This window comes from Streptomyces sp. NPDC001153, from assembly GCF_053598315.1.
This window is the reverse complement of the sequence record NZ_JBSFJZ010000048.1, coordinates 50,479-77,431: the sequence shown is the minus strand read 5'-3', so window position 1 is coordinate 77,431 and position 26,953 is coordinate 50,479. Positions and strand designations below refer to the sequence as shown.

Annotated in this window: 26 protein-coding genes; 9 read left to right on the top strand and 17 right to left on the bottom strand. The window is 71.7% G+C overall.

The window, feature by feature from the left end:
- Positions 1-50: 50 nt before the first annotated feature.
- Positions 51-1,772 (bottom strand): 2-isopropylmalate synthase, encoded by a 1,722-nt coding sequence (gene leuA / locus ACWDEN_RS39295; RefSeq protein WP_351608590.1) that lies wholly within the window; start codon positions 1,770-1,772, stop codon positions 51-53.
- 339 nt (positions 1,773-2,111) lie between these two features.
- Between leuA and ACWDEN_RS39290 the strand changes: the two genes are divergently transcribed.
- The 4 genes from ACWDEN_RS39290 to ACWDEN_RS39275 are packed head-to-tail and all read left to right on the top strand — an operon-like array spanning position 2,112 to position 6,111.
- Positions 2,112-3,182 (top strand): M4 family metallopeptidase, encoded by a 1,071-nt coding sequence (locus ACWDEN_RS39290; protein WP_450862714.1) that lies wholly within the window; start codon positions 2,112-2,114, stop codon positions 3,180-3,182.
- Between the two features lie 18 nt (positions 3,183-3,200).
- A complete protein-coding gene (locus ACWDEN_RS39285; RefSeq protein WP_450862712.1) occupies positions 3,201-3,467 on the top strand; it encodes a protealysin inhibitor emfourin in 267 nt (88 codons plus the stop codon).
- Positions 3,468-3,524: 57 nt separating this feature from the next.
- Positions 3,525-4,847, top strand: a complete 1,323-nt coding sequence (locus tag ACWDEN_RS39280; RefSeq protein WP_351608582.1) for a GH1 family beta-glucosidase — start codon at positions 3,525-3,527, stop codon at positions 4,845-4,847.
- Between the two features lie 10 nt (positions 4,848-4,857).
- Positions 4,858-6,111 (top strand): MFS transporter, encoded by a 1,254-nt coding sequence (locus tag ACWDEN_RS39275; protein ID WP_450862710.1) that lies wholly within the window; start codon positions 4,858-4,860, stop codon positions 6,109-6,111.
- A gap of 22 nt (positions 6,112-6,133) precedes the next feature.
- Here ACWDEN_RS39275 and ACWDEN_RS39270 read toward each other — a convergent pair whose 3' ends face one another.
- Entirely contained in the window at positions 6,134-6,988 is an 855-nt protein-coding gene (locus tag ACWDEN_RS39270) for an NAD-dependent epimerase/dehydratase family protein (protein WP_450862708.1), read from the bottom strand.
- Between the two features lie 123 nt (positions 6,989-7,111).
- On the opposite strand from ACWDEN_RS39270, the gene ACWDEN_RS39265 reads away from it, so the two are divergent.
- Positions 7,112-7,966, top strand: a complete 855-nt coding sequence (locus tag ACWDEN_RS39265; protein WP_351608576.1) for a helix-turn-helix transcriptional regulator — start codon at positions 7,112-7,114, stop codon at positions 7,964-7,966.
- Here ACWDEN_RS39265 and era read toward each other — a convergent pair.
- The gene (gene era / locus ACWDEN_RS39260) at positions 7,963-8,916 is read right to left on the bottom strand and encodes a GTPase Era (RefSeq protein WP_351608573.1); all 954 of its coding nucleotides are present in this window, start codon (positions 8,914-8,916) and stop codon (positions 7,963-7,965) included. The genes ACWDEN_RS39265 and era overlap by 4 nt on opposite strands.
- Positions 8,917-9,091: 175 nt before the next feature.
- On the opposite strand from era, the gene ACWDEN_RS39255 reads away from it, so the two are divergent.
- Entirely contained in the window at positions 9,092-10,408 is a 1,317-nt protein-coding gene (locus tag ACWDEN_RS39255) for an ammonium transporter (protein ID WP_351608570.1), read from the top strand.
- Positions 10,405-10,743 carry a P-II family nitrogen regulator gene (locus ACWDEN_RS39250; protein ID WP_351608567.1) on the top strand — a complete coding sequence of 113 codons (339 nt, stop codon included), beginning with the start codon at positions 10,405-10,407 and terminating at the stop codon, positions 10,741-10,743. The genes ACWDEN_RS39255 and ACWDEN_RS39250 overlap by 4 nt, the downstream gene beginning before the upstream one ends.
- On the opposite strand, the gene ACWDEN_RS39245 is transcribed toward ACWDEN_RS39250, so the two are convergent.
- The 5 genes from ACWDEN_RS39245 to ACWDEN_RS39225 form a co-directional block, all read right to left on the bottom strand.
- Positions 10,637-11,647, bottom strand: a complete 1,011-nt coding sequence (locus tag ACWDEN_RS39245) for a WxL protein peptidoglycan domain-containing protein (protein WP_351608565.1) — start codon at positions 11,645-11,647, stop codon at positions 10,637-10,639. The two genes, ACWDEN_RS39250 and ACWDEN_RS39245, sit on opposite strands and share 107 nt — an antisense overlap.
- A 59-nt stretch (positions 11,648-11,706) precedes the next feature.
- Positions 11,707-13,044, bottom strand: a complete 1,338-nt coding sequence (locus ACWDEN_RS39240; RefSeq protein ID WP_450862704.1) for a beta-xylosidase — start codon at positions 13,042-13,044, stop codon at positions 11,707-11,709.
- Between the two features lie 152 nt (positions 13,045-13,196).
- Positions 13,197-13,673, bottom strand: a complete 477-nt coding sequence (locus ACWDEN_RS39235; RefSeq protein WP_351608560.1) for a hypothetical protein — start codon at positions 13,671-13,673, stop codon at positions 13,197-13,199.
- A 205-nt stretch (positions 13,674-13,878) separates the two neighbouring features.
- A complete protein-coding gene (locus ACWDEN_RS39230; RefSeq protein ID WP_351608557.1) occupies positions 13,879-14,232 on the bottom strand; it encodes a cytidine deaminase in 354 nt (117 codons plus the stop codon).
- A 28-nt stretch (positions 14,233-14,260) separates the two neighbouring features.
- Positions 14,261-15,121 carry a helix-turn-helix transcriptional regulator gene (locus ACWDEN_RS39225; RefSeq protein ID WP_351608608.1) on the bottom strand — a complete coding sequence of 287 codons (861 nt, stop codon included), beginning with the start codon at positions 15,119-15,121 and terminating at the stop codon, positions 14,261-14,263.
- A 124-nt stretch (positions 15,122-15,245) separates the two neighbouring features.
- Between ACWDEN_RS39225 and ACWDEN_RS39220 the strand changes: the two genes are divergently transcribed.
- The gene (locus ACWDEN_RS39220; protein ID WP_450862702.1) at positions 15,246-16,676 is read left to right on the top strand and encodes an MFS transporter; all 1,431 of its coding nucleotides are present in this window, start codon (positions 15,246-15,248) and stop codon (positions 16,674-16,676) included.
- 78 nt (positions 16,677-16,754) lie between these two features.
- Here the strand turns inward: ACWDEN_RS39220 and ACWDEN_RS39215 are convergent, their stop codons facing one another.
- The 7 genes from ACWDEN_RS39215 to ACWDEN_RS39185 all read right to left on the bottom strand — a co-directional run bounded on the left by ACWDEN_RS39215 (position 16,755) and on the right by ACWDEN_RS39185 (position 23,562).
- Positions 16,755-17,114, bottom strand: a complete 360-nt coding sequence (locus ACWDEN_RS39215; RefSeq protein ID WP_351608551.1) for an MmcQ/YjbR family DNA-binding protein — start codon at positions 17,112-17,114, stop codon at positions 16,755-16,757.
- Entirely contained in the window at positions 17,111-18,412 is a 1,302-nt protein-coding gene (locus ACWDEN_RS39210; RefSeq protein WP_450862700.1) for a hemolysin family protein, read from the bottom strand. The genes ACWDEN_RS39215 and ACWDEN_RS39210 overlap by 4 nt, the downstream gene beginning before the upstream one ends.
- Positions 18,413-18,421: 9 nt before the next feature.
- Positions 18,422-18,919: an rRNA maturation RNase YbeY gene (gene ybeY / locus ACWDEN_RS39205; protein ID WP_351608546.1), complete on the bottom strand. Its 498-nt coding sequence runs from the start codon at positions 18,917-18,919 to the stop codon at positions 18,422-18,424.
- Positions 18,920-18,931: 12 nt separating this feature from the next.
- Positions 18,932-20,014 carry a PhoH family protein gene (locus ACWDEN_RS39200; protein ID WP_351608543.1) on the bottom strand — a complete coding sequence of 361 codons (1,083 nt, stop codon included), beginning with the start codon at positions 20,012-20,014 and terminating at the stop codon, positions 18,932-18,934.
- A gap of 143 nt (positions 20,015-20,157) precedes the next feature.
- Positions 20,158-21,315, bottom strand: coding sequence for a carbohydrate kinase family protein (locus ACWDEN_RS39195; RefSeq protein ID WP_351608540.1), 1,158 nt, complete (start codon positions 21,313-21,315; stop codon positions 20,158-20,160).
- Between the two features lie 64 nt (positions 21,316-21,379).
- Entirely contained in the window at positions 21,380-22,669 is a 1,290-nt protein-coding gene (locus ACWDEN_RS39190) for a glucarate dehydratase family protein (protein ID WP_351608538.1), read from the bottom strand.
- Entirely contained in the window at positions 22,666-23,562 is an 897-nt protein-coding gene (locus ACWDEN_RS39185) for a 5-dehydro-4-deoxyglucarate dehydratase (RefSeq protein WP_450862724.1), read from the bottom strand. Before ACWDEN_RS39185 ends, ACWDEN_RS39190 begins: the two co-directional genes overlap by 4 nt.
- Positions 23,563-23,836: 274 nt before the next feature.
- Between ACWDEN_RS39185 and ACWDEN_RS39180 the strand changes: the two genes are divergently transcribed.
- Complete coding sequence (locus tag ACWDEN_RS39180) at positions 23,837-25,066, top strand: MFS transporter (protein ID WP_450862697.1); 1,230 nt, start codon at positions 23,837-23,839, stop codon at positions 25,064-25,066.
- Here the strand turns inward: ACWDEN_RS39180 and ACWDEN_RS39175 are convergent.
- On the bottom strand, positions 25,018-26,022 hold the full coding sequence (locus tag ACWDEN_RS39175) for an adenosine deaminase (protein ID WP_450862696.1): 1,005 nt from the start codon (positions 26,020-26,022) through the stop codon (positions 25,018-25,020). The genes ACWDEN_RS39180 and ACWDEN_RS39175 overlap by 49 nt on opposite strands.
- 20 nt (positions 26,023-26,042) lie before the next feature.
- Entirely contained in the window at positions 26,043-26,948 is a 906-nt protein-coding gene (locus tag ACWDEN_RS39170; protein WP_450862695.1) for a ribonuclease Z, read from the bottom strand.
- Between the last annotated feature and the right edge of the window lie 5 nt (positions 26,949-26,953).

The window sequence follows — 26,953 nt, the reverse complement described above, 5'->3', positions numbered from 1 at the left end:
CCGGCCGCCGTATACGGCGGCCGGGGCCCCGAAACTCCCGGTCAGAGCGGTCAGCGGGCGGCGCGGTTGACGGCCGAGACGACCGCCTTCAGCGACGCACGCGTCGTGTTCGCGTCGATGCCGATCCCCCACAGGACCTTGCCGTCGATCGCGCATTCGATGTAGGAGGCGGCCTGCGCGGAGGCACCCTCGCTCATCGTGTGCTCCTGGTAGTCCAGCAGGCGTACGTCGATGCCGATGGACTCCAGGGCGTCGAAGAAGGCCGAGATCGGACCGTTGCCGGTACCGGTCAGGACCGTGTCCTCGCCGTCCACCGTCGCCTCGACCGTCAGGGTGTCGACCCCGTCGGTGTCCGTCGTCGACTGGCCCGTCCGGACCTGGATGCGGCCCCAGGGGTTGTCCGGGTTCGGCAGGTACTCGTCCTGGAAGACCGCCCAGATCTCCTTCGGCGTGATCTCGCCGCCCTCGGCGTCCGTCTTGGCCTGGATCAGCTTCGAGAACTCGATCTGCATCCGGCGCGGCAGGTCCAGCTTGTGGTCGTTCTTCAGGACGTAGGAGATACCGCCCTTGCCGGACTGCGAGTTGACGCGGATGACGGCCTCGTAGGAGCGGCCGACGTCCTTGGGGTCGATCGGCAGGTACGGCACCGCCCACTCGATGTCGTCGACCGTGACGCCCTTGGCCTTCGCCTCGGCCTCCATGGCGTCGAAGCCCTTCTTGATGGCGTCCTGGTGGGAGCCGGAGAAGGACGTGTAGACCAGGTCGCCCACGTACGGGTGGCGCGGGTGGACCTCCATCTGGTTGCAGTACTCCCACGTACGACGGATCTCGTCGATGTCGGAGAAGTCGATCTGCGGGTCGACGCCCTGGGAGAACAGGTTCATGCCCAGGGTGACCAGGTCGACGTTGCCGGTGCGCTCGCCCTGCCCGAACAGGCAGCCCTCGACGCGGTCGGCGCCGGCCATCACCGCCAGCTCGGCCGCCGCCACGGCCGTACCGCGGTCGTTGTGCGGGTGGACGGACAGGCAGACGTACTCGCGGCGGGAGAGGTTGCGGTGCATCCACTCGAAGCGGTCCGCGTGCGTGGACGGGGTCGAACGCTCCACGGTGGCGGGCAGGTTGAGGATGATCTCGCGGCCCGGGCCCGGCTGGTAGACGTCCATCACCGCCTCGCAGACCTCCAGCGCGAAGTCCAGCTCGGTGTCGGTGAAGATCTCGGGGCTGTACTGGTAGCCGAACTCGGTCTCCGGGCCCAGCAGCTTCTCCGCGTACTCCATCACCAGGCGGGTGCCGTCGACGGCGATCTGCTTGATGTCGTCCTTGGAGCCGCGGAAGACGACCCGGCGGAACACGGGAGCCGTCGCGTTGTAGAGGTGGACGGTGGCCCGCTTGGCGCCCTTCAGGGACTCCACGGTCCGCTCGATCAGGTCCTCGCGGGCCTGGGTCAGCACGGAGATCGTGACGTCGTCGGGGATCGCGCCCTCTTCCTCGATGATCGAGCGCACGAAGTCGAAGTCGGTCTGGCCGGAGGCGGGGAAGCCGACCTCGATCTCCTTGTAGCCCATCTTCACCAGCTGGTCGAACATCCGGCGCTTGCGCTCGGGTGACATCGGGTCGATCAGGGCCTGGTTGCCGTCGCGCAGGTCGGTGGAGAGCCAGCGGGGGGCGACGGTGATGCGCTGCTCCGGCCAGGTGCGGTCCGGGATGTCGACCTGCTCGTAGCGGCCGTACTTGTGGATCGGCATGGAACTGGGCTGCTGGCGGTTGGCCATGGTGGCGTGGGCTCCTCAGGGTGTCCGGAGATTCCGGATGTCCGGGTGGACGGCCGACGACGCAACGCCAAGCTCCGCGGGGAGGGAGTCGGCCTCGTGTCTACAGGCCCTCGCCGCGGCAGCTAAGAAGAAGCAGCCCGAAACGCATGATGCGTCGCAGCCTAGCCGAGCCGCCCCGGGCGCGGGGACGCGTTCCAGTATGCGGGACCAGGGCCACAAAAGGGACAAAAAGTGCGCCGTACCACATCGTCACGGAGCGTGGCGTTCCCTGTCCCGGTATTTCACCAATCATGGTGGCAGCTAGTGACATAGACATCACGGAGTGCGATGGTGCGGGGCATGACGACCAACGGGGGCTTCGAGCCCGTCTTCTGCACGATCGTGCCGCCGCACATCCTCGACCAGCTCGCGCAGGCCGAGGACGCCGCGCTCTCCGGTCCGGCCCGCCGGTCCCTGGAGCACGACGCCTACCAGCGCACCAAGCGCCGCCTGACCACGGTCATCGGTGCGCCGTCCGTCGCCGCGCCCGCGGGTGCCGCCGCCGACCAGCCGCACCGCACGATCTACGACGCCCACCACACCCAGGACCTGCCCGGCACCCAGGTCCGCGCGGAGGGTTCCGACCCGGTCTCGGACGCCACCGTCAACCGCGCCTACGCGGGCCTCGGCGCCACCTTCGAGCTGTACCTGAAGGCGTACGGCCGGCACTCCATCGACGACCACGGGCTGCCGCTGGACGCCACCGTCCACTACGACCAGAACTACGACAACGCCTTCTGGAACGGCGAGCAGATGGTGTTCGGCGACGGCGACGGCCAGATCTTCCTCGACTTCACCATCCCGGTCGACGTCATCGGCCACGAGCTGACCCACGGCGTCACCCAGCACACCGCGAACCTGGAGTACTTCGGCCAGTCCGGCGCGCTCAACGAGTCGGTCTCGGACGTCTTCGGCTCGCTGATCAAGCAGTACACCCTCGGCCAGACCGCCGCCGAGGCCGACTGGCTGATCGGCGCCGGCCTGCTCGCCCCGCACGTCCACGGCACCGCGCTGCGCTCGATGAAGGCCCCGGGCACGGCGTACGACGACCCGAACCTCGGCAAGGACCCGCAGCCGGCGACCATGGACCACTATGTCCGCACCGGCCGCGACAACGGCGGCGTGCACATCAACTCGGGCATCCCCAACCACGCCTTCTACCTGGTCGCCACGGCCATCGGCGGCAACGCCTGGGAGAAGGCCGGGCAGATCTGGTACGACGTGCTCACCGGCGGCGGGCTGAAGCAGGGCGCGCAGTTCGCCGACTTCGCCACGCTCACGGTGAAGGCGGCGCGGGAGCGGTACGGCGCCGGGGACGAGCTCCAGGCCGTGCAGAAGGCGTGGGAACAGGTCGGGGTGCGGACGCTGTAGCACTGCGACACTGAGCCCATGCGGATTCGAGTACGGCGCACGGGCGGCTTCGCGGGCATCGAGCGCCGGGCCGAGGTGGACACCTCGGGCCGGCCCGACGCCCCCACGTGGCACGCCCTGGCCGAGCGCGTCCTCGCGTCCGGCCGGGGCACCCCGCCGGCCGGCGTCCCGGACGGCTTCCGGTACGAGATCACGGTGGACGACCGCACGGTCTACGCGGCCGATCCCCGACTCACCGAGGAGATCCGGGAGTTGGTGTCCCGGGTGCTGAACGAAGGGGCGTGAGCGCCGGTTCCCGCCGGGGCGTTGACTTACGTTACCCGGGGTAAGGATGATCCGGGCATGGCGACTGACGCAGGCGGCGCGACGCCCCCGCTACCCCGTTTCCCGGACGGCTTCCTGTGGGGTGTCTCGACCTCGGCCCACCAGATCGAGGGGGCGGCCGAGGAGCGCGAGCAATCCGTGTGGGACGTGTTCACGGCCGAACCGGGGCGGGTGAAGGACGCTTCGACGGCGGCGGTCGCCTGCGACCACTACCACCGCCACCAGGAGGACGTGGCCCTCCTCGCCGGCCTCGGCGTGGACGCGTACCGCTTCTCCGTCTCCTGGCCCCGCGTCAACTCCCCCGGCGGCCTGGACTTCTACGACCGCCTGGTGGACGAGCTGTGCGCGGCGGGCGTACGGCCCGTGCCCACCCTCTTCCACTGGGACCTGCCCGCCTGGCTGGACTGGCTGGAGCGGGACACGGCGGAACGGTTCGCCGAGTACGTCTGCGTGGTGGCCGAACGGCTCGGCGACCGCGTCACCCAGTGGATCACCCTCAACGAGCCCGCCGAGCACACCCTCCTGGGCCACGCCCTCGGCGCCCACGCCCCCGGCAGGAAGCTCCTCTTCGACGCGCTCCCGGTCGCCCACCACCAGCTCCTCGCCCACGGACTCGCGGTGCGGGCGCTGCGCGCCGCCGGGGCGACGGACATCGGCATCGCCAACTCCCACGGCCCCACCTGGCCCGCCTCCGCCGCACCGGCGGACGTGGAGGCGGCCGGCTTCTACGACGTCCTGCTCAACCGCCTGTTCGCGGAGCCGGTCATCCTCGGCGAATACCCGGACGGCATGGGCGAGTTGATGCCGGGGGACGTGGCGGCGGACCTGAAGGTCATCGCCGAACCGGTCGACTGGTACGGGATCAACTACTACGCGCCGACCCGGGTGGGGGCACCCGGCGGCGCCGACAGCGAGTACGGCGGTCTGTCACTCCCCGCCGAACTGCCCTTCTCCGTCCGGGAGATCGAGGGCCGCCCGGTGACCGACTTCGGCTGGCCGGTCGTCCCGGAGGGCCTCACCGAGCTGCTGTGCGGCTTCGGCGAGACCTACGGCGACAAGCTCCCGCCGATCGTCATCACCGAGAACGGCTGCTCCTACGACGGCCTCGACGACCAGGACCGCATCGCCTACCTGGACGCCCACATCCGCGCCCTGCACACCGCCATGGAGGCCGGTGTGGACGTGCGCGGCTACTTCGTGTGGTCCCTGATGGACAACTTCGAGTGGGCCGAGGGCTATCGGCGCCGCTTCGGCCTGGTGCACGTCGATTACGAGACGCTGAAGCGCACGCCCAAGGCCTCCTACCACTGGTTCCGGGACGTGCTCCGGGCGCAGAGATGACGGCGCGGAGATGACCACCGTCAGCGCCTCGGCAGCCCTGGCCGAGCCCGTCGAACCGGTCGGCCGGGGCTGGACGGCGGCGCTCTCGCTGGCCAACGGGGCGATCTGGGTCGGCTGGTTCGGCCCGTTGCAGATCCTGCTCGCCTCCCAGGCGAAGGACTTCGCGCCCGGCTCCGGGATGTCCAAGGAGACCATGCTGGCCTGGGTGACCGGGGTCGGCGCGGTGGTCTCCCTGCTCGCCAACCCGCTCTTCGGCGCCCTGTCCGACCGTACGACCGCCCGCCCGGGCCGCCGTACGCCGTGGATCGTGGCCGGGGCGGCGGGCGGGGCGCTGTCCCTGCTGCTGCTCGCGCGGGCGGGCGGGGTGTGGTCCATGGCCATGGGCTGGTGCCTGGTGCAGCTCACGCTGAACGCGGCGTTCGCGGCGGTGACGGCGGCCGTGCCGGACCGGGTGCCCCGGCTCCAGCGGGGCGCGGTGGGCGGCTGGCTGGGGGCGGCGCAGATCCTGGGCGTGGTCGGCGGCACGGGACTTGCGACCGTGGCGGGCGGGACCGGGGCCGGGTATGCGGCGTGCGCGGTGTTCACGGTGGTGGGGGTGCTGCCGTACGTGCTGCGCTACGACGACCTGCGGCTGCCGCCGGAGGACCGCCCGCCGTGGGCCTGGCGAAGCTTCGTCGCGGGTTTCTGGCTGAGCCCGCGCCGGTATCCCGACCTCGGCTGGGCCTGGCTCACCCGGTTCCTGATCAACCTCAGCAATGCGCTGGTGCTGCTGTACCTGCTGTACTACCTCCGCGACCGGCTGCACCGCCCCGACCCGGACCAGGGCGTGCTCGTGCTGACGGCGGTCAACAGCCTGACGCTGATGGCGACGGTCGTGGCGGGCGGCCTCTGGTCGGACCGGGTGGGCCGGCGCAAGCCGTTCGTCGTCTGGTCGGGCGTGCTGATGGCGGTGGCGACGGCGGCCCTGGCCGGCTGGCAGACCTGGCCCGGCGCGGTCGTGGCGGCGGCCGTCCTGGGCGTCGGCTTCGGCGTGTTCACCTCGGTCGACTTCGCGCTGATGACGGACGTCCTGCCGAGGGCGCTGGACCGGGGCAAGGACCTGGGTGTCATCAACGTGGCCAACGCCCTGCCCCAGGTGGCCGCCCCCGCGCTGGCCGCGCCGATCGTGACCTACCTGGGCGGCTACCGGGTGCTGTACCTGGTGGCGGCGGTGATCGGGCTGGCGGGGGCGGTGCTGGTGGGGCGGATCAGGGGAGTCGACTAGGCGGCCCGGGCCGACCGGAGGCTCAGAGGGCTCCGGCGTCGCGGGCGGCCCAGACACTCGGGTGGAGGGGCCGGAATCCGAGGTCCCGGCGGATCCTCTGCGTGGACATGATCCCCAGCCACGGGTCGGGGTCGGTCCGGGTGTGCAGGTCGGCGGGCGGCTCGACGCCGTTGAGCTGGTGCAGTTCGACCGCCGTGACGGGGGCGTCGTCGGCGATGTTGTAGACCGGGCCGCTCACCGCCGGTGCGTACAGCAGGCGCAGCAGTCCCTGGGCGACGTCGGCGTGGTGGCCCATGTGCAGCCGCTGGGTGGACGCCCAGTGCGCGGCCCAGCGCAGGGACTGGGCGAGGTGCGGGTCGCCCTCGCCGTAGACGAAGGGCAGCCGGGCCACCCGGACCTCCATGCCCTCCAGCGCGAGCAGTTCCCGTTCGGCCGCCGCCTTGGCCTCGGGATAGGCGCCCCACATCGCGCCGCCGGGCCGGGTCTCGTCGTCCTCGGTCAGCGGGCGCCCCCGCCCGACGCCGTACACCAGCCCCGTGCTGACCTGCACGAAGCGCCGCACGCCCGAGGCGAGTGCGGCGCGGCCCAGCGACACGGCCGCGTCCCGGTTGACGGCCCACGCCTCCTCGTCCGGCACCCCGCGGAAGGACGCCGCGATGTTCACGACCGCGTCCACCCCGGCGAGCGCCTTGCCGAGCGTCTCGTCGTCCCGCAGATCGCCGACCGCGACCTGGGCGCCCAGCTCCGCGAAGGCCTCGCCGCGCGGCGCGTCCCGCACCAGGACCCGTACCTGCTCGCCGGGCTGCAGCTGCGCCAGCAGCCTCGGCACGAAGCGCCGGCCGACCTGTCCCGTGGTGCCCGTCACCAATGTCAGCATCTTCTGCTCCTCTCGACCTGGTGCCACCACTGTCGGACCGTGTCGCGCCGGCTGGGAGAGACCTCCCGATCAGGGGACCGGCACTCCCTGGATAACTCCTGCGCGCTGCCCCACCCTGAAGAGGTGAACCGAGCCGAACTCGCCGACTTCCTGCGCCGTGGCCGTGCCCGCCTGGACCCGGCCGACGTGGGCCTCCCGCCCGGCGCCCGCCGCCGTACCCCGGGCCTGCGGCGGGAGGAGGTGGCGTCGCTGGCCGGCATGTCGGCCGACTACTACACCCGGCTGGAACAGTGCCGGGGCCCGCGCCCGTCCCGGCAGATGCTCACGGCACTGGCCCGGGCGCTGCGCCTGACCGACGACGAGCGGGACCACCTCTTCCACCTGGCGGGCGAGGAGCCGCCCCGCCGGGAGGCGGTCTCCACCCACGTCCGGCCCGGGCTGCTGCTGGTCCTGGACCGGCTGCACGACGCGCCGGCGCTGGTGGTGACGGACTGCGGGGAGGTTCTGGCGCAGAACGCGATGTCCAGGGCTCTCTCAGGCGACGCGCTGGCCCGCCCGCCGCGCGCACGCAACCTGGTCCGCCGCTTCTTCCTGGACCCCGCGGGGCGCGACCTCTTCCCACCGGAGGACGTGCCGGACCACGCCCGCCAGCACGTGGCGAACCTGCGCGCGGTGGCCGCCGCCCGCCCCGACGACCCCGAGCCGGCCGCCCTGGTGGCCGAACTCCGCGCCGGCAGCGAGGAGTTCGCCCGCCTCTGGGAGCAGCACGAGGTGGCGGTACGACGCAGCACGACGAAGCGTTTCCGGCACCCGGTGGTCGGCCTCCTCGAACTCGACTGCGAGGTCCTCCTGACCGACGACCACCGCCACCACCTCATCCTCCACACGGCCCGCCCGGGCACGGAGTCGTACGAGCGGCTGCAGTTGCTGCGGGTGGTGGGGCTGCAGGACATGACCCCGCGGGGTGCCGTCGGTTAGAACCCGAGCCTGCGCAGCTGCTTCGGGTCGCGCTGCCAGTCCTTCGCCACCTTCACATGCAGGTCCAGGAAGACCGGTGTCCCGAGGAGTGCCTCGATGTGCTTGCGGGACTTGATGCCGACCTCCTTCAGGCGCTTGCCCTTGGGGCCGATGATGATGCCCTTCTGGCTGGGGCGCTCGATGTAGACGTTGGCGTGGATGTCCAGCAGGGGACGGTCCGCGGGGCGGTCCTCACGCGGGAGCATCTCCTCCACGACCACGGCGATGGAGTGCGGCAGTTCGTCGCGGACGCCCTCCAGCGCCGCCTCGCGGATGAGTTCCGCGATCATGACCTGCTCGGGCTCGTCCGTGAGGTCGCCCTCGGGGTAGAGGGCCGGGCCCTCGGGGAGGAGGGGGATGAGGAGGTCGGCCAGGAGATCCACCTGCTTGGCGCCGACCGCCGACACCGGCACGATCTCCGCCCACTCGATGCCCAGGTCCTTGCCCAGCTGGTCGATGGCGATCAGCTGCTCGGCGAGGGTCTTGGAGTCGACCAGGTCCGTCTTGGTGACGATCGCGACCTTCGGGGTCTTCCTGATCCCGGCCAGCTCCTTGGCGATGAAGCGGTCACCGGGTCCGATCTTCTCGTTCGCCGGCAGGCAGAAGCCGATCACGTCGACCTCGGCCCAGGTCGTACGGACCACGTCGTTCAGGCGCTCGCCGAGCAGCGTGCGCGGCTTGTGGAGCCCCGGGGTGTCCACCAGGATCAGCTGGGCGTCGGGCCGGTGCACGATCCCCCGTACCGTGTGCCGCGTGGTCTGCGGCTGGTTCGCGGTGATCGCCACCTTCTGCCCGACCAGAGCGTTCGTGAGGGTGGACTTGCCCGCGTTGGGACGGCCCACGAAGCAGGCGAAGCCGGCGCGGTGGACGGTCTCGGCCGGCTCTTCGGATGACGGGGTACGAACGCTCATGGCGTTCATTGTCCCTGATCCACAGGACCCCGCCGTACCAGCGGTGCGCACCGCCCCTCCCGGTGAGGTTCCGGAAACCCGCACGCAACGAAACGTCACGGAAACACACCCGTACGCAACCGGAAACGCGCACCGGTGACCCTCTGACGAGCCCGCAGACCCGTTGGAGACGCCCGTGACCCTCGCCGCCGCGCACGTCGACACCGGCGACACCGCCTGGCTGCTCGCCGCGACCGCCCTCGTCCTGCTGATGACCCCGGGCCTGGCCCTGTTCTACGGCGGCATGGTCCGCACGAAGAGCGTCCTCAACATGCTGATGATGAGCTTCGTGTCGATCGCCCTGGTCACGGTGGTCTGGCTGGTGGCCGGCTACTCCCTCGCCTTCGGCGACGACGCGTTCGGCGGGCTCATCGGCGGGCTCCACCACGCCGGCATGGCGCACATCACCCCGGGCAGCGTGCACGGCACCGTCCCCACCGCCCTGTTCGCCACCTTCCAGCTCACCTTCGCGATCATCACGGCCGCCCTGATCAGCGGCGCGGTCGCCGACCGTACGAAATTCTCGGCGTGGCTGGTCTTCGTCCCGGTGTGGACCCTGCTCGTATACGTTCCGGTCACCCACTGGGTGTGGGGCCCCGGCGGCTGGATCGCCGGCAGGCTCGGCGCGCTCGACTTCGCGGGCGGTCTGCCCGTCGAGATCACCTCCGGCGCCTCCGGTCTCGCCCTGTGCCTGGTCCTCGGGCCCCGGCTGGGCTTCAAGAAGGACGCCATGCGCCCGCACAACCTGCCCATGGTGATCCTCGGCGCCGGTCTGCTCTGGTTCGGCTGGTTCGGCTTCAACGCGGGCTCCGCGCTCGGCGCGAACGGCCTCGCCGCGGCGGCCTTCCTCAACACCCTCGCCGCCGGCTGCACCGGCCTGCTCGGCTGGCTCTTCGTCGAACAGAAGCGGGACGGACATCCCACCACCCTCGGCGCCGCCTCCGGCGCGGTGGCCGGTCTCGTCGCGATCACGCCCTCCTGCGGCACGGTCTCCCTGCTCGGCGCGCTGATCGTCGGCCTCGCCGCCGGTGTCGTCTGCTCCTACGCGGTCAGCTGGAAGTTCAGACTGAACTACGACGACTCCCTGGACGTCGTCGGCGTCCACCTGGTCGGCGGCATCATCGGCACCCTGCTGATCGGCCTGTTCGCCGAGAAGGCGATGACCGGCGCCGCGGAGGGACTGTTCTACGGCGGCGGACTCGCCCCGCTCGGCAGGCAGCTGCTCGCCGTGGTGGTCGTGGCCGGCTACGCCTTCGCGGTGACGTACGGCCTCGGCAAACTGCTCGACAGGGCGATGGGCCTGCGCGCGAGCGAGGAACAGGAGCACACCGGCCTGGACCTTACGGTGCACGCCGAGACGGCCTACGATCACGGGGTCCTGGGCCACGGCGCCCCGGTAACCCACTCCGTCCTCACCGGCACCAGCACGCAGAAGGTCGACACCCAGGCATGAAGCTCATCACCGCGATCGTCAAGCCGTACCGTCTGGACGCGGTCAAGACCGCCCTGCAGGAGCTGGGGGTGCACGGTCTGACCGTGACCGAGGCGAGCGGCTACGGCCGTCAGCGCGGCCACACCGAGGTGTACCGGGGCGCCGAGTACCGCGTCGACCTGGTGCCGAAGGTGCGCATCGAGGTCGTCGTGGAGGACGCCGACGCCGACCCCGTGATCGACGCGATCGTCAGGGCCGCGCAGACGGGGAAGATCGGGGACGGGAAGGTGTGGGCCGTACCCGTGGAGACGGTCGTACGCGTGCGGACCGGCGAACGCGGCCCCGACGCGCTCTGACCAGCAGCATCCCGACCGCCGCGCCCGCGGCGAACACCAGCGCCGCGACCAGCCACGGCAGCGCGAGGAAGGAGGCGCTCGCCGACTGCCGGGTGCCGGGCGCGCTCGCGGTCAAGGTCACGTCGGCCCGGTCGAGTTGGGGAGCGCCGGACCAGGTCTCGGTGAGCCGGACCCGCTGTCCCGGCAGCAGCTCGGACGGCACCCGGGTCAGCTCGCGGTCGAGCAGCGTACGGCCGAACAGCCCGCGTGCCTTCAGCTCCACCTTCGGGTCGAGGGTGACGTTCCCGGTGTTGTGCAGGGTGTAGGAGACGGTCGCCGTGCCGGTGCCGAGCCCCGGGATCAGGGGCTGGTGGTGGCTGATGTGCAGCTGCCCGACGGAGAGCGCGGGCAGCGTGGGCCCGCTCACCCGGAGGTAGACGCGGGCGCCGACGGCCCGCTGCACCCCGAGGGCCAAGGAGCCGCTGCCGGGGTCGACCCGCTCGTCGAGGGCGACGATCGCGCCGGGGTGGTCACCGGGCTCGGCCCCGTCCGGGACGTGCAGCGTGAACGGCACGGTGACGGTCCCGTGTCCCGGTACGGTGATCCGCGACCTCGCGGGCTTCGCCCAGGCGCCCACCCCGAGCATCCGCTCCGTCAGCGTGCGTACGGCGAAACCGCCGTCCCGGGCGGTGTTGTAGGCGTCGGCCGCGTAGAGGCGGAAGGTGAGCGGCCCGCCGGTCCTGTTCTGGACGGCGACCTGGTCGGTGAGGGTCTGGCCGGGGTCGGCTGAGAGGTAGAAGTAGGGCCGCGCGGCGATCTTCGAGGCGACCGGGTAGACGGACCAGCTGCCGTTGTCGGCGGCGTGGGCGGGCGTGGCCTGCCATGCCAGCATCAGGCCCAGGAGGAGGACGTACAGCTTGCGCATGGGTGCGGACCCCCGCGGAGGAGTGACGAAGGAACGGGCGGGTGCGGACGCCCGCACGCTCAGCTGAGCGTCAGCGTGAGCACGCCGGAGTACGCGCCCGGAGGCGTGAACGCCGGTACGTCCAGGGAGAGTCCGGCGTCGACGGTGAACTGACCGCCGGTGAGCGTGCCGTCGGGGGTCTGTGCCAGGGTCGCCCCCGAGGAGCCCACGGCGCCCGCCGAGCCGACCTTGCAGGTGCTGGGGCTGCCCGCCTTGGTCGCGCACGCGGGCGTCCAGCTCAGCTTCCCGGCGTCGATCTTGCCGCCGGGACCGGTGAAGTCGGTGACCTTGCCGGTCAGGGACCAGCCCGCGGGCCCGCCGCGGAAGTCCTGCACGGTCACGGTCTGGAGCTTGCCGGCCGAGGCCCCGCCCTTGCCGAAGTCGACCGCCGACAGTGCGACGGAGTCCCCGGCCTGGGACATGGACAGCGTGCCCGCCTTGACGGTGGTCGTCAGCTTCTGACTCCCCGGCGGGACGGGCGAGTTGTCGTTGACGGCGTAGGCCGCGGGGCCGGCGCCCTTGTCCGCGCTCCAGGAGGCGCCCTCGTAGGCCACGATCCCGGTCGTCGCCTTGTCCTTGACGACGAGGGAACCGCTGAAGGAACCCTGCGCGTCGGCCGTGACCGTGGCGGTGTCCGCGGTCTGGGTGGCCCCGGACCGCCCGGCCAGGGTCACGGTGGCGCCCGGCGTGAAGTTGCTGCCGGTGACGGTAACACCGGCGCCCGGGTCACCCGAGGCCGAACTCAGCGAGATGGCCCGGGTGTTGGCCGGGGTCCCGTCGGTCGCCGTGACGGTCTGCGACACCGGTGCGGGCGGGTTGGTGACCGTGCAGGGGGTGTCCAGCTCGAGGACGTAGCTGGTGTGGATGTTGTAGTCGCCGGGCGAGAGGGTGATCTGCCCGGCCTTGGTGACGGTGAACGTGCCGGTCATGGAGAAGGACGGGAAGGCGGCCTTCCCCGGCACCGGCGGGTTCTTCTTCGGCCCGGCGACGGTCACGTCCCCCGTCTGGGCGCCGCCGAGGGTCACCTTCCCGGTCGGGGTCATGATGTCGGCGGGCAGGGCGAGGTCGGTGGGGTTACTGGCGGCGGCGGTGACCACCGTGTACGTGACGGTGACGGTGTCGCCGACCTTGGGGGTGGCGTTGTCCACCGACACGTTGGCGGTCGTGGTGCCGTCGATCGGCGGGATGCCCGCGACGGCGGGCGGGATGCAGTGCGTGGCGAAGTCCACGTTCGTGCCGGCGGCACCGGCCGGACAGGCCAGCGCGCCGCCCGCGGTGACCGCGAGCGCGGTCGCCCCGAACAGGGACGCCCAGCGCCACCGTCGGGATCTTCGTGGTCTTGGGGGTGTCGAACCCATGGGGCCCCCTCCTGAGGGTTGCGGGCGCAGCGGCTCATCTGCGCCGACAGGGGGCATTGATGTGGAGCCGGGGTGAGAAGTCAATGGAGATGCCGCAGAAATCTGACGGATCATCAGTTTCTGCGGCATCCGGAACACAACGCTCAGTTCAGTCAGTCGAAGACGAAGGGGCCGGGCGCCTGCGGACCGTTCGCCGTACAGGTCACGGTGACCCCGAAGATCACCATCTTCAGCGAGCCGCCGTAGGCGTCCAGGCTGTCACCGGAGGCGACGGTGCCGGGGAGCGGGCCGACGCTGACGGCGTCGCCGGTGTTCATGGCGGGGTTCTTGGTCCCGCTGAACACCACTGATCCGCCGCCGGCCTTGGCCAGGGTGAGGGTGGAGGAGATGGAGTCCTGCGCGACCGCGACCGGCGCGGTGATCGCGGAGGAGGTGAGGGTGATGGTGGCCGAGGTGCCGCTCTGGGTGGCGGTGAGCGTGGCCGCTCCGCCGCCGAAGATGCCGCAGCTCGCGGTGATGGTCGCCGACTGTGGGGTGACGGCGGCCGCGGAGGGCGCGAAGGCGAGACCGGTGACCGCGAGGGCCCCGGCGGCCAGTGCCGCACCCATTGCCGTGCGCTTGCCTCTCATGGGGATCCGCTTCCCTTCCCTGTGGGGAGTGCGATGTGGGGGGACACCGACGGGCGGGAGGCCTGCGCAGGAGGTACGGCACACTGCGTCGGCGGTGCGGATCTGACGGCCCGTCGGAAACGTACGGCTCCATTGATGCGCGAGTGCAGGACGACGACAAGGTTGAATTCCGGCCGACCTTTCGTTCGGCCGGTCCTTCGGTGCGTCAGCCGGCGGAAACGGTCACCCGCACCACACCGTCGACCCCGGCCAGCAACACCGGCGTCCCCGCACCCCCGAGGTCGGCGACCGCGGCCAGGTCCTCGCCCGGCACGGACTCCGCCTCACTCACCACAGCCGCCGCCTCCAGCGATGTCGCACCGGACGCCACCGCCATGGCGACGGCCGTCCGCAGCGCGCTCAGCCGCAGCGAGGGCAGCGCGACCGACCCGGCGACATAGGTGCGCCCGGTCTCGTCCCGTACGGCCGCCCCCTCCGGCACACCGTTGCGGGCCCGCGCGGAACGGGCCAGGGTCACGATCTTGCGGTCCTCGGGGTCAAGCGCGTTGCTCTCGGTCATGCCCAGAGCATACGAAGGCCGGGCGTGTTCACCCCGCCACGGGGTACATCGCGCCCCGCCGCCCCTCGGGAGAGGCCAGCCACTCCAGCTTCGCCGCGGTGTTCGCCTCGTCCAGCGGAGTGTGCAGCACGATCATCAGATCGGGCCGGACCGGCACCTTCATCACCGTCGACTCCACCACCAGCAGCCCGACCAGCGGATGCTCCAGCTCCTTGCGGATCTGCCCCTGGTCCTCGATGTCCCGCTCGGCCCACATCGCCCGGAACTCGGCGCTGGCCTCGCTCACCTCGGCGAGCACCGCCCGGAACCCCTCGTCGTCCGGCCGCGCCGCACACGCCGCCCGGAACTGCGCCACGACCGTCCGCGCGTTCTGCTCCCAGCTGTGGCTGCGCGACCGGTACAGCGGGTCGACGAAGAAGTCGACGAGACAGTTCTGCGTGATGTCCGGCCGCATGCCGAGCACGATCGCGGCCGCGTCGTTGTACATCACGCAGTTGTAGTACACGTCCATGATGTGCGCCGGATACGGCATCCAGGTGTCGATCAGCCGCCGCAGCCCGTCGCACATGTCCCGCTTCTCCGGGGCGACTTCGGGCGCCGGCGGGTTCATCCCGGCCAGCAGGTACAGATGCCGGCGCTCGGCGTCGCTCAGCCGCAGCACCCGGGCGACCGCGTCGAGCACCTGCGGGGAGACGGAGATCTCCCGCCCCTGCTCCAGCCACTGGTACCAGGAGGCGCCCACACCGGCGAGCACCGCGACCTCCTCCCGGCGCAGTCCGGGCGTACGGCGCCGGCCGCCGCCCACGGGCAGCCCGGCCTCCTCGGGGCTGACCCGGGCCCGCCGGCTCATCAGGAACTCACGCAGCTCGTTGCGCCGTTCACTCCTCATCGCCTCAGCAGCAGGCACGTACCGCTCCTCCCCCGTCGGGCTGGTCCCCGTCGTGTCTGGTGGTGCCACCACCACCATAAGTTCCGACTCCCCACCGGTATTCCGCTCGCCCGAAGCTCTTGCCATGGCGATCGACACCACCACCCAGACCACCACCTCCACGGGCACACCGCTCGACACCCCCCGGCCACCCCGGTTGTCGACGCGTGACAAGCTCGTCCTGTTCGTCCTGTGCGCCGCCCAGTTCATGGTCGCGCTGGACTTCTCCGTCCTGAACGTGGCCCTTCCCGAACTCGGCACCGACCTCGGCATGAGCCGCTCGGCCCTGCAATGGGCGGTCACCGCGTTCGCGCTCCCCTCCGGCGGCTTCCTGCTCCTCTTCGGCCGCATCGGCGACCTGTACGGCCGCCGGAAGCTGTTCCTCACCGGCCTCGCCCTGTTCGGCGCGGCCTCGCTGCTGGCCACCCTGGCCTGGGACCCGGCGTCCTTCCTGGCCGGACGGGCGCTGCAGGGCCTCGGCGCGGCGGCGATCGTCCCGACGGCCATGTCCCTGCTGACCACCACGTTCCCGGAGGGCCCGGCGCGCGACCGCGCCCTCGGTATCGCCGGCACGGTGATGTCGCTGGGCTACACGGTCGGCATGGTCGCCGGCGGGATGCTGACCGACGCGCTCGGCTGGCGCTCCACGATGGCCCTGCTCACCGTGTCCGCGCTGATCGTGCTGCCGCTGGCCCCGGGCCTGCTGCCGGAGTCGCGCACCCCGGAGCGTCCGCGCCTGGACGTGCCCGGCGCGGTCACCGTCACCACCGGCCTGCTGTCCCTGATCTACGCCCTGTCCACGGCCGCCGACCACGGCTTCGGCCGCGCCGACGTCGTCACGGGCCTGATCGCCGGCGTGCTCCTGCTGACCGCGTTCACGGTCGTCGAGTCCCGTACGGCCGCCCCGCTCGTCTCCCTGCCGATGCTGCGCCGCCGCACGGTGGCCTGGGGGAACCTGGGCGGCCTGGTCACCTTCTCGATGATGTCCACCGTCATCTTCGTCCTGACCCTGTACCTCCAGGAGATCCTGCGCCTGTCGGCCTTCGAGACCGGCCTGGTCTTCGGCGTCCAGGGCGTGCTGTCGGCCATCGCCGGCACCCTCGCCCCGAAGGTGATCGGCCGCGTCGGCGCCCGCCGCACCCTGGTCGGCTCGCTGACCGGCCAGGGCGCGCTGATCGCGACGCTGCTCCTGCTGAACTCCCACGTCTGGTCGGTCTGGCTCGCCACGGCGGCCGTCTCCGTGGCCAGCATGTTCCACCTGGGCGCGATCATCTCGTACGGCCTGACCGTCACCTCCGGTGTCCCGGACCAGGAGCAGGGCCTGGCCACCGGTCTGGTGACCTCCACCCAGCAGGTCGGCATCACGGTCGGCATCCCGCTGCTGGGCGTCCTGGCCACCACCTCCGGCGACCTGCTGACCGGCGTCCACACGGTCCTCGCCCTGGACGCCGCGATCGTCCTCGCCGCCGCCGTCCTGGTCGGACTGGGCCTGCGCGGGCGTCGGTCCAGGGCCTGAACGATCCCGCTCCGCGCGGCCGTGCACACCACACGGCCGCGCGCGGCGTACGGGGTCACGGCCACGGATGCACGGCTCCTACGGCCGGTCCAGCCGCAGCCGCTCCGCCCTCGGCAGCCCCGCGACGACAAGGTCGTACGAGTCCTCGATCAGCTCTTTCACCAGCCGCTCGGGCAGCCCGCCGTCCACCGTCACGGTGTTCCAGTGCCGTTTGTTCATGTGGTACCCGGGGACGATCAGCCCCTCGTGCTCGGCGCGCAGCCGGACCGCGTCCTCCGGATCGCACTTGAGGTTGACCGTCAGGGGCCGCGCACCCAGGTTCGTCAGGGCGAACAGCTTGCCCAGCACCTTGAAGACCGAGGTGTCCGGGTTGAACGGGAAGTCCTCCTCGGTGGCGTCGAAGGACAGACAGAAGGCGCGCAGTTCCTCGGGCGTCACTCGGGTTGCGCCTCCTCGGCGGCCGGCACGGGGACGGGTTCCACCAGGACCGTCACGATCTTGTTCCGGCGGCCGGCCGCGGCCTCCGCGGTCAGCTTCAGCCGGCGCTCGTCGGGCAGCTCGACCTCGGCGGACGCGCCCGCGATGGGCACCCGGCCGAGGGCCTTGGCGAGCAGTCCGCCGACGGTCTCCACGTCCTCGTCGTCGTACTCCTCCAGGCCGTACAGCTCGCCGAGGTCGGTGATGTCCAGGCGGGCGGTGACCCGGTAACGGTCGTCGCCGAGTTCGACGACGGGCGGGAGTTCGCGGTCGTACTCGTCGGTGATCTCGCCGACGATCTCCTCGAGGATGTCCTCGATGGTGACGATGCCGGCGGTGCCGCCGTACTCGTCGATGACGACGGCCACGTGGTTGCGTTCCTTCTGCATCTCGCGCAGCAGGTCACCGGCGTTCTTGGTGTCCGGCACGAAGGCGGCGGGCCGCATGGCGGTGGAGACCAGGTCGCTCTCCGCCTCCCGGCTGATGTGCGTCTTGCGGACCAGGTCCTTCAGATACACGATCCCGACGATGTCGTCCTCGCTCTCACCCGTGACCGGGATCCGGGAGAACCCGGAGCGCAGGGCCAGGGTGAGGGCCTGCCGGATGGTCTTGAAGCGCTCGATGGTGACCAGGTCGGTGCGCGGCACCATGACCTCGCGGACGAGCGTGTCGCCCAGTTCGAAGACCGAGTGCACCATGCGGCGCTCCTCGTCCTCGATCAGCGACTCCTTCTCGGCGAGGTCGACCAGCGCGCGCAGCTCGGCCTCGGAGGCGAACGGGCCGCGCCGGAAGCCCTTGCCCGGGGTGAGGGCGTTACCGATGAGGATGAGCAGGGAGGGGATCGGCCCCATGATCCGGGCCAGCGGCAGCAGCACGTACGCCGCCACGGTCGAGGTGTTGAGGGGGTGCTGGCGGCCGATGGTCCGCGGGGACACCCCCACGGCGACGTACGACACCAGGACCATGACCCCGATGGCGACCAGCAGGGCCTGCCAGGTGGCGCTGAACGCCTCCAGGCACGCGTAGGTCACCAGGGTCGCGGCCGCCATCTCGCAGGCGACGCGGACCAGCAGGGCCACGTTCAGATAGCGGGTGGGGTCCGCGGCGACCTGGGCCAGCTTCGCGCTGCCGCGGCGGCCGGACTTGACGGCCTCCTCGGCGCGGAAACTGGACATCCGGGCGAGGCCCGCCTCCGCACAGGCGGCGAGCCAGGCGACGACGACCAGCGCGATCGCGCCGACCACGATCTGCGGAGACATACGGCCCGCTTACGAGACGGTCGGCGCCGGGGACGGCCCGGTCAGCCCGCGCTCGGCCCGCCAGCCGTCCACGATGGCGGCCTGGAGCCCGAACATCTCCGCCTTCTCGTCCGGCTCCTCGTGGTCGTAGCCGAGCAGGTGCAGCACCCCGTGGACGGTGAGCAGCTGGAGCTCCTCGTCCATGGAGTGCTGCGTCGCGGCTTCCGCGCCCTGCTTGGCGGCGACCTCCGGGCACAGCACGATGTCGCCGAGCAGCCCCTGCGGCGGCTCCTCGTCGTCCTTGGACGGCGGCCGGAGCTCGTCCATCGGGAACGACATGACATCGGTGGGACCCGGCAGATCCATCCACTGGATGTGCAGCTGCTCCATGGCGTCGGCGTCCACGACGATCACCGAGAGCTCGGACAGCGGGTGGATGCGCATCCGCGCGAGCGCGTAGCGGGCGATGTCGAGGATCGCCTGCTCGTCGACCTCGGTACCGGACTCGTTGTTGACGTCGATCGACATGGTCGTGCTGGTCTACTTCCCCTTGGAGCCCTTGGCACCGGACTTGCCGCGGCCGCCCTTGTGGGTGCCGTTCTCGGTGCCGTACTTGCTGTCGTACAACTCGTACGCGTCGACGATACGGCCCACCAGCTTGTGCCGTACGACATCGTGGGACGACAGCCGGGAGAAGTGGACGTCCTCGACGCCCTCCAGGATCTCCTGCACCTGCCGCAGACCGCTCTTGGTGCCGTTCGGCAGGTCGACCTGCGTCACGTCACCGGTGATCACGATCTTCGAGTCGAAACCGAGGCGGGTGAGGAACATCTTCATCTGCTCGGGGCTCGTGTTCTGGGCCTCGTCCAGGATGATGAAGGCGTCGTTGAGCGTGCGGCCACGCATGTACGCGAGCGGCGCGACCTCGATCGTCCCCGCCGCCATCAGCCGCGGGATGGAGTCCGGGTCGAGCATGTCGTGCAGCGCGTCGTACAGCGGGCGCAGATAGGGGTCGATCTTCTCGTAGAGCGTGCCCGGCAGGAACCCGAGCCGCTCCCCCGCCTCCACCGCCGGCCGGGTGAGGATGATCCGGTTGACCTGCTTGGACTGCAGGGCCTGCACGGCCTTGGCCATGGCCAGGTAGGTCTTGCCGGTACCGGCGGGCCCGATGCCGAACACGATGGTGTGCTTGTCTATCGCGTCGACGTACCGCTTCTGGTTGAGGGTCTTCGGGCGGATCGTCCGGCCTCGCGAGGACAGGATGTTCTGCGTCAGCACCTGAGCCGGGGTCTCGGGGCCGTCGCTCGTCCCGTTCTCGCTCGCCTTGAGCATGGCGATCGAGCGTTCCACTGCGTCCTCCGTCATCGGCTGCCCGGTGCGGAGCACCAGCATCATCTCGTCGAACACGCGCGAGATCAGAGCGACGTCGGCCGGGTCGCCGACCGCGCTGATCTCGTTGCCCCGGACATGTATGTCGGCCCCCGGGAAGGCCTTCTCGATCACACGCAGGAGGGAGTCGCCGGAACCCAGCACGGTCACCATGGGGTGCTGGGCGGGGACGGTGAACTGCGCTCTCGCCTGCTCCTGCGCGGGGGTGGTGTGAGCTGTGGGTGTCTGTGTCATGGGCCGGCTCTGAAGGCCTGCGGTTCCTCCTCATCACGGCCGCGTAGCTGAGGGCGGCCTCGCGCTTCCAGAGTACGACGGTGCACAGACAAGCCCGTAGGACTTTTCACCGGGCCGCTTCTCAGCCGGTCGGCCGCTGATCGTCAGCTGGACCGGCGGAACCCGATGGTGGGCACGGCACGGCGCAACGGCCACGGCCGGTCCAGTTCCTCCGGAACCAGCGCGTCCAGGAAGCCGTACCTGCGAAGCGCCGCGGGGTCCTGCCCCGGCACCGACTGCACCCGCCGCCACCACGCCCCGATCTCCGACCACCCCGGCGCCGACAGCGACCCCCCGAACTCCTGCACCGACAGCGCCGCCGTGAGCCCGGCGAAGGCCAGCCGGTCCGCCAGCGGCCACCCCGCCAGCGACCCCGTCACGAACCCGGCGACGAACACGTCCCCCGCCCCCGTCGGGTCCAGCGCCTCCACGGCGATGGCCGGCACCTCCGCCGCCTCCCCCGTCCGCCGGTCCACGGCGTACGCCCCCTCCGCCCCCAGGGTCACCACGGCCACCGGCACATGCTCGGTCAGGGCGTGCGCGGCCAGCCGCGGACAGTCGGTGCCCGTGTACCGCTTCGCCTCCTCCGCGTTCGGCAGGAACGCCTCGCAGTGCTCCAGATCGGTGAGTCCGGCGAGATCCCACGCCCCGGTGTCGTCCCAGCCGACGTCGGCGAAGATCCGGGTCCCGTTCCGCGCGGCCTGCGCGATCCACGGCGCGCGCGTACCCGGCGTCAGTGAGGCCACGGCGGCACGCGCGCGGGGCGGGCAGGCCCGGGCCCCCTCCTGGATGAGCACGGCTTCCGGCGGCGGCTCGTGCCCGTGGGACACCATCGTCCGCTCGCCCTCGTACGCCATGGACACCGTCACCGGCGAGTGCCAGCCGGGCACGGTCCGCGAGGCCGACAGATCGATGCCCTCGCCCTGTGCGAGCGCGTCCCAGCAGTACTCGCCGTAGTGGTCGTCCCCGAAGGCCGCCGCCAGGGAGGTCCTCAGACCGAGCCGGGCCAGGGCCGTGGCCATGTTGGCGACCCCGCCGGGGCTGGACCCCATGCCCCGGGCCCAGGACTCGGTGCCGCGCACGGGCGCCGAGTCCAGACCGGTGAAGATGATGTCGAGGAAGACCGTGCCCGTCAGATGGACGTCCCAGGGCGGGTCGCCGGGCCGGCGCAGCGCGGCGAGCGGGTCGACCTGGGCCCGGCGGCGCGCGGCCTGGGTGAGGTGCTCCGGTTCCTCTCCGGTGATCGTGTGCGACGGGCTCACGGTGCGCTCCCTGGCGTGGTGCGGATCTGGCCAGTGTGCACCAATCAGCCCGTCGCGCAGGGGGTTACCAGCGGGGCATCACCGGTTGCCGCCAGCCCGGTTCGGCCACCCGCATCGCGGCCGCGTCGTCGCGGTCGCGCAGCGAGCCGTCGTCGTCGGCCCACCGCCGGTGCAGCCGGGCCAGTTCGTCCCGGTCGAGCTCGACCCCGAGACCGGGGGCGTCGGAGACCTCGGCCTTCCCGCCGCGGAAGGTGAGCCGCTCGGTCAGGACGTCCTCTGCCTGCCAGGGATAGTGCGAGTCGCACGCGTGGTGAAGTCCGGGGACGGTGGCCGCGACCTGGGTCATCGCGGCGAGGCTGATCCCCAGATGGGTGTTGGAGTGCATCGACACCCCGACCCCGAAGGCGGCGCAGATCGCGGCGAGCCGCTGGGTGTTGCGCAGTCCGCCCCAGTAGTGGTGGTCGGAGAGCACGACCTGCACGGCATCCCGCGTGAAGGCCTCCTTGATCTCCCCGAAGGTGGTCACGCACATGTTGGTGGCGAGCGGGACGTCTGTTCCCGCCGACACCTCGGCCATCGCCGGCGTGCCCAGCGTCGGGTCCTCCAGGTACTCCAGGACGTCCCCGAGTTCCTTCGCCACCTTCAGCGAGGTCTCCACCGACCAGGCGCCGTTGGGGTCGAGGCGCAGCGGATGCCCGGGGAAGGCCTCGGCGAGGGCCCGTACGGCCGCGATCTCCTCGTCGGGCGGGAAGACACCGCCCTTGAGCTTGAAGGACGTGAACCCGTGCCGCTCCTTGAACTTCCGCGCCTGCTCCACGACCCCGGCCGGATCGAGCGCGGCACCCCAGTCGTCCCGCTCGCGGGCCACGCCCTCGGGGTGGTCGGCCCACTTGTAGAACAGGTAGGCGCTGTACTCCACGGTGTCCCGCAGCCTGCCGCCGAGCAGCGCGTGCACGGGCAGCCCGAGCGCCTTGCCCTGGGCGTCCAGGCAGGCGACCTCGAAGGCGGACAGCACCGACAGCCGCAGCTTGTCGGCGCTCTGCACCCCGCGCAGCCCGCCGGCGTCCACCTCGCCCTGGACGCGGGACTCGTCCACGCCGAGGTCGATCGCGAACAGTCCGTTCACATCCATGACCGAGCGCCCGGTGAGCCGGTCGGCCAGCGGACGGGCCAGTTCCAGGTACTTGGTGTCGCCGTAGGTCTCGCCGAGGCCGGTGATCCCGTCGGCGGTGACGAGCTCCACGATCAACCGCGGGGTGTACGGCTGGTGCACGCCCTGGGTGTTGAGCAGCGGCGGGTCGGCGACCAGGATCGGCGTCAGCCGTACCTCGGCGATGGTCAGGTCACGGGTCACAGGGAGGCTCCTACGAGGTCGAGTCCGGCGGCGAGCAGAGCCTTGAGGTCGGCGAGGTCGGCGGGTGCGGGGTCGGTGAGCGGGGCGCGCACGGGTCCGACGCGCTGCCCGCGCAGCCGGGCCGCCGCCTTCACCAGGGACACGGCGTATCCGGGGGCGCGGTCGCGGAGTTCCACGAACGGGACGTAGAAGTCGCGCAGCAGCTTGTCGGCGGTCCCGTGGTCGGCGTCCCGCAGGGCGGCGAAGAAGGCGCCGGCGATCTCGGGGGCGAAGGCGTGCACGGCGGAGGAGTAGGCGGGGACGCCGACGGTGGCGTAGGCGCGGGCCTGGATCTCGGCGGTGGCGGCGCCGTTGAAGAAGAGGAAGCCGTCGGGGGCGGCGAGGGTGAGGCGCTGGAGCCGGTCGAGGTCGCTGTGGCCGTCCTTGAGGCCGATGACGTGCGGGATGCGCGCGATCTGCCTCAACGCGTCGGCGGAATAGGCGACTTGGCCGCGCTGGTAGGCGATCAGCGGCAGCCGGGTGCGTTCGGCGAGCCGCTCCAGCTGGGCGGCGAGGCCGTCCTGCGGGGCGTCGACCAGGTAGTGCGGCAGTACGAGCAGGGCGTCGGCGCCGGCCTCCTCGGCGATCCGCGCGAACCGGGCGGCCTGCGCCCAGCCGTACCCGGTCCCGGCCACGACCGGCACCCGGCCGGCGGCCTCCTCGACGGTGACGGCGACGACGGTCCGGTACTCCTCCTCGTCCAGCGAGAAGAACTCCCCGGTGCCGCAGGCCGGGAAGACGGCGCCGGGCCCGGCGGCGAGCCGGCCGGCGACATGGGCGCGCAAGCCGCCGGGATCGAGGGAGCCGTCGTCGTGGAACGCGGTGAGCGGGAAGGACAGCACCCCGCGCGCCATCCCCTCCCGCAGCCGCCGCGCCACACCCTCGGGACTCGGATCGCCGCCCACCTGATCATCTCCCCTTGTGAATGACGTCTACATATGAGAACGAGTGTAGCCCCGTCTACCCGGGCCCACGCTCAGCAAACCGAAAAGTGACACAGATCGCACCGCCCGCCCTTCTTGCGGAAACCGCGTGCTTGATACAACTTGCTCGCGGGTTCCTGTCCGTCGACGGTCGCCGCCCCTCCCCCTTCTTCGAGCCCTTCCTTCCGCCTGCCTGGGAACGCCCGTGTCCGCCCCCCGCCGCCCCCTGCCCTGGCCCCTCGTCGCCCTTTTCACGGCCGGGTATCTCGCGCCCTATCTGCTGCCGACCACCGTCGGCCGGCTCGATTCCGCGCTTCCGCTCACCCCCACCCAGGCCGGGGCCATCGGCAGCGCCCTGCTGCTGAGTTCGGCGGCGGCGGGCTTCCTGCTGGCCTCCCGGGTCGACCGCATCGGCCCCCGCACGCTCGCCCGGCTCGGCCTCGCGCTCGCCGTCCTCGGCTACGGCGGTGCCGCCCTCACCGCCTTCGTACCGGCCGTCGTCGCGGGCGCGGTCATCGGCGGATTCGGGTCCGGCACGGTCAGCGCGGTCGCCGCGAGCGGCATCGCCGCCCACCGGGACCCGCACCGGGTCACCACCCACGGCCTGCTCGGCGTCTCCGCCCTCGCCGGTGCCCTGTACCTGACGATCCCCCACCTCGGCCCCGGCCACGGCCTGCCGCTGCTCGCCATCGCGCTGACGGCACTCGCGGTGCTCCCGCTCACCGGCCGCCTGTCCGGTCGTAGTGCACCGGCCCGTACGACCGTCGCGCACGGCCGGCTTCCCCACCTCCGCGCCGGGCTGCTGCTGGCCGCCGCCATGCCCTGCTGGTCCCTCGCCCAGAACGCCCTGTGGGGGGTCAGCGGCCGGATCGGACTCGACCAGTCCCACCTCACCGAGGTCACCGTCGGCGCGGTGTTCGCGGTCGCGCTCGGCGCCGGGCTCGTCGGGGTCGTCGGCGCGGGCGCGCTCGGCCCCCGGCTGGGCCAGGCGGTGCCCATCGGCGCCGGTACGGCCCTGATCGCGGGCTGTATCGCGCTCAGCGCGTCCGCGACCGACCTCACGGCCTTCGCGGCGGGCGAGATCTCCTGGAACCTGCTCTACCCGGTCGTCCTGTCGTACGTCATCGGCCTCGCCGCCTCCCTCGACCCGCGCGGCCGCTGGGCGGTCCTGGTCGGCTCGGCGGCGTCACTGGGGACGGCGGCGGGACCGCTGACGGGGAGTGTGCTGGCGGCGGGAGCGGGCTTCCCGGTGATGGGGAAGGTGCTCGGCGCCGGGCTGCTGCTGATCGCCGTGCCGATGACCGTGGTGGCGCTGCGGGCGGGCAGGCGGCCCCTTCCGGTGGTGGAAGTCCCGGTGGAGGCGCCCGCCGTGCCCGCCCGGAGCGCCTACGACATGGCGTCGCCGAACTCGTACGCGTCGACCTCGGCGATGTAGCGGGCCCGCAGCTCCTCGTCGTCCTCCAGGAAGGAGGCGAGGAAGGAGTTGCGGGCCAGCTCGCGCAGCCGGTCCTCGCTCAGGCCCAGGGTCCGGTGGACGGCCGCGAAGTTGTCGCCGGCGTACCCGCCGAAGTACGCGGGGTCGTCGGAGTTGACCGTGCACAGCAGGCCGGCGTCCAGCATGGCCGGCAGCGGGTGGTCGGCCAGTGTGTCGACCGTGCGCAGGCGGACGTTGGACAGCGGGCACAGGGTGAGCGGGATCCGCTCCCGCACCAGCCGCTCGACCAGCGCCGGGTCCTCCACGCAGCGCAGCCCGTGGTCGACGCGCTCGACGCCGAGCACGTCCAGGGCCTCGGTGATGTACTCCGGCGGCCCCTCCTCACCGGCGTGCGCGACCCGGCGCAGCCCGAGCGCGGCCGCCGCCTCGTACACCTCCCGGAACTTCGCCGGCGGATGCCCGACCTCGGCGGAGTCCAGACCGACCCCGGTGATCCGGTCCAGGTACGGCCGGGCCGCCCGCAGGGTCTCCATGGCCGACTCGGCGGACTCGTCCCGCAGGAAGCAGAGGATGAGCCTGGTGGAGATCCCGTGGTTGCGCTCGCTGCTGCCGAGCGCCCGCCACAGCCCCTCCACGACCGTGCCCATGGACACGCCCCGCGCGAGGTGGGCCTGCGGGTCGAAGAAGATCTCCGCGTGCCGCACGCCCTGCGCGGCCGCGCGGGCCAGGTAGGCGTTCGCCAGGTCGGCGAAGTCCTGCTCGGTGCGCAGGACGGCCATCAGCTCGTAGTACAGGTTCAGGAAGGACTGGAGGTCCTCGAACTGGTAGGCCTTGCGAAGGGCGTCCGTGTCGGCGTACGGCAGCTCGACTCCGTTGCGGGCGGCCAGCTGGAACGCCAGCTCCGGCTCCAGGGTGCCTTCGATGTGGAGGTGCAGTTCTGCTTTCGGGAGGGGCATCAAAGCATCGTACGGATGCTTCAGCGCCGTTTCGGAACCGGCACTCGCAGCAGATCGTGCGCCACGGTCAGCTCGCCCTCGAAACCGGCCGCCCGCGCCTGCCGCTCGAACTCCTCCGGTTCGGTGTAGCGCTGGCTGAAGTGGGTGAGGACGAGATGCCGTACGCCCGCGTCCCGGGCGACGGCGGCGGCCTGCCCGGCGGTCAGGTGACCGTGTTCCACGGCCAGTTCGACGTCCTCGTCCAGGAAGGTCGACTCGATGACCAGCAGGTCGCAGCCCTCGGCGAGCGCGCGGACGCCGTCGCAGAGCCGGGTGTCCATGACGAACGCGAACCGCTGCCCGCGCCGCACCTCGCTGACGTCCTCCAGCGTGACGTCCCCCAGCCGGCCCTCGCGCTGCAGCCGGCCGACGTCCGGGCCCGTGATCCCGTGCGCGGCGAGCCGGTCGGGCAGCATGCGGCGGCCGTCGGGTTCGATCAGCCGGTACCCGTAGGACTCGACCGGATGCGACAGCCTGCGGGCCTCCAGCGTGTACGACGGGGACACCGCGAGGATGCCGTCGGCGGCGACCGGCGCCTCGGTGATGCCGACCGTCTCCCGGTAGGCCGTGGCATACCGCAGGCGGTCGAAGAAGCGCTGGCCGGAGCGTGGGTAGTGCGCGGTGACCTCGTGCGGCACCTGGTCGAGGTTGATGCGCTGGATGACACCGGCGAGGCCGAGGGAGTGGTCGCCGTGGAAGTGGGTGACGCAGATCCGGTTCAGGTCGTGGGCGGCGACCCCGGCGCGCACCATCTGCCGCTGCGTGCCCTCGCCGGGGTCGAACAGGATGCCCTCGCCGTCCCACCGCAGCAGATAGCCGTTGTGGTTGCGGTGCCGGGTGGGGACCTGGCTGGCGGTGCCGAGGATCACCAACTCACGTACGGACACGGCTG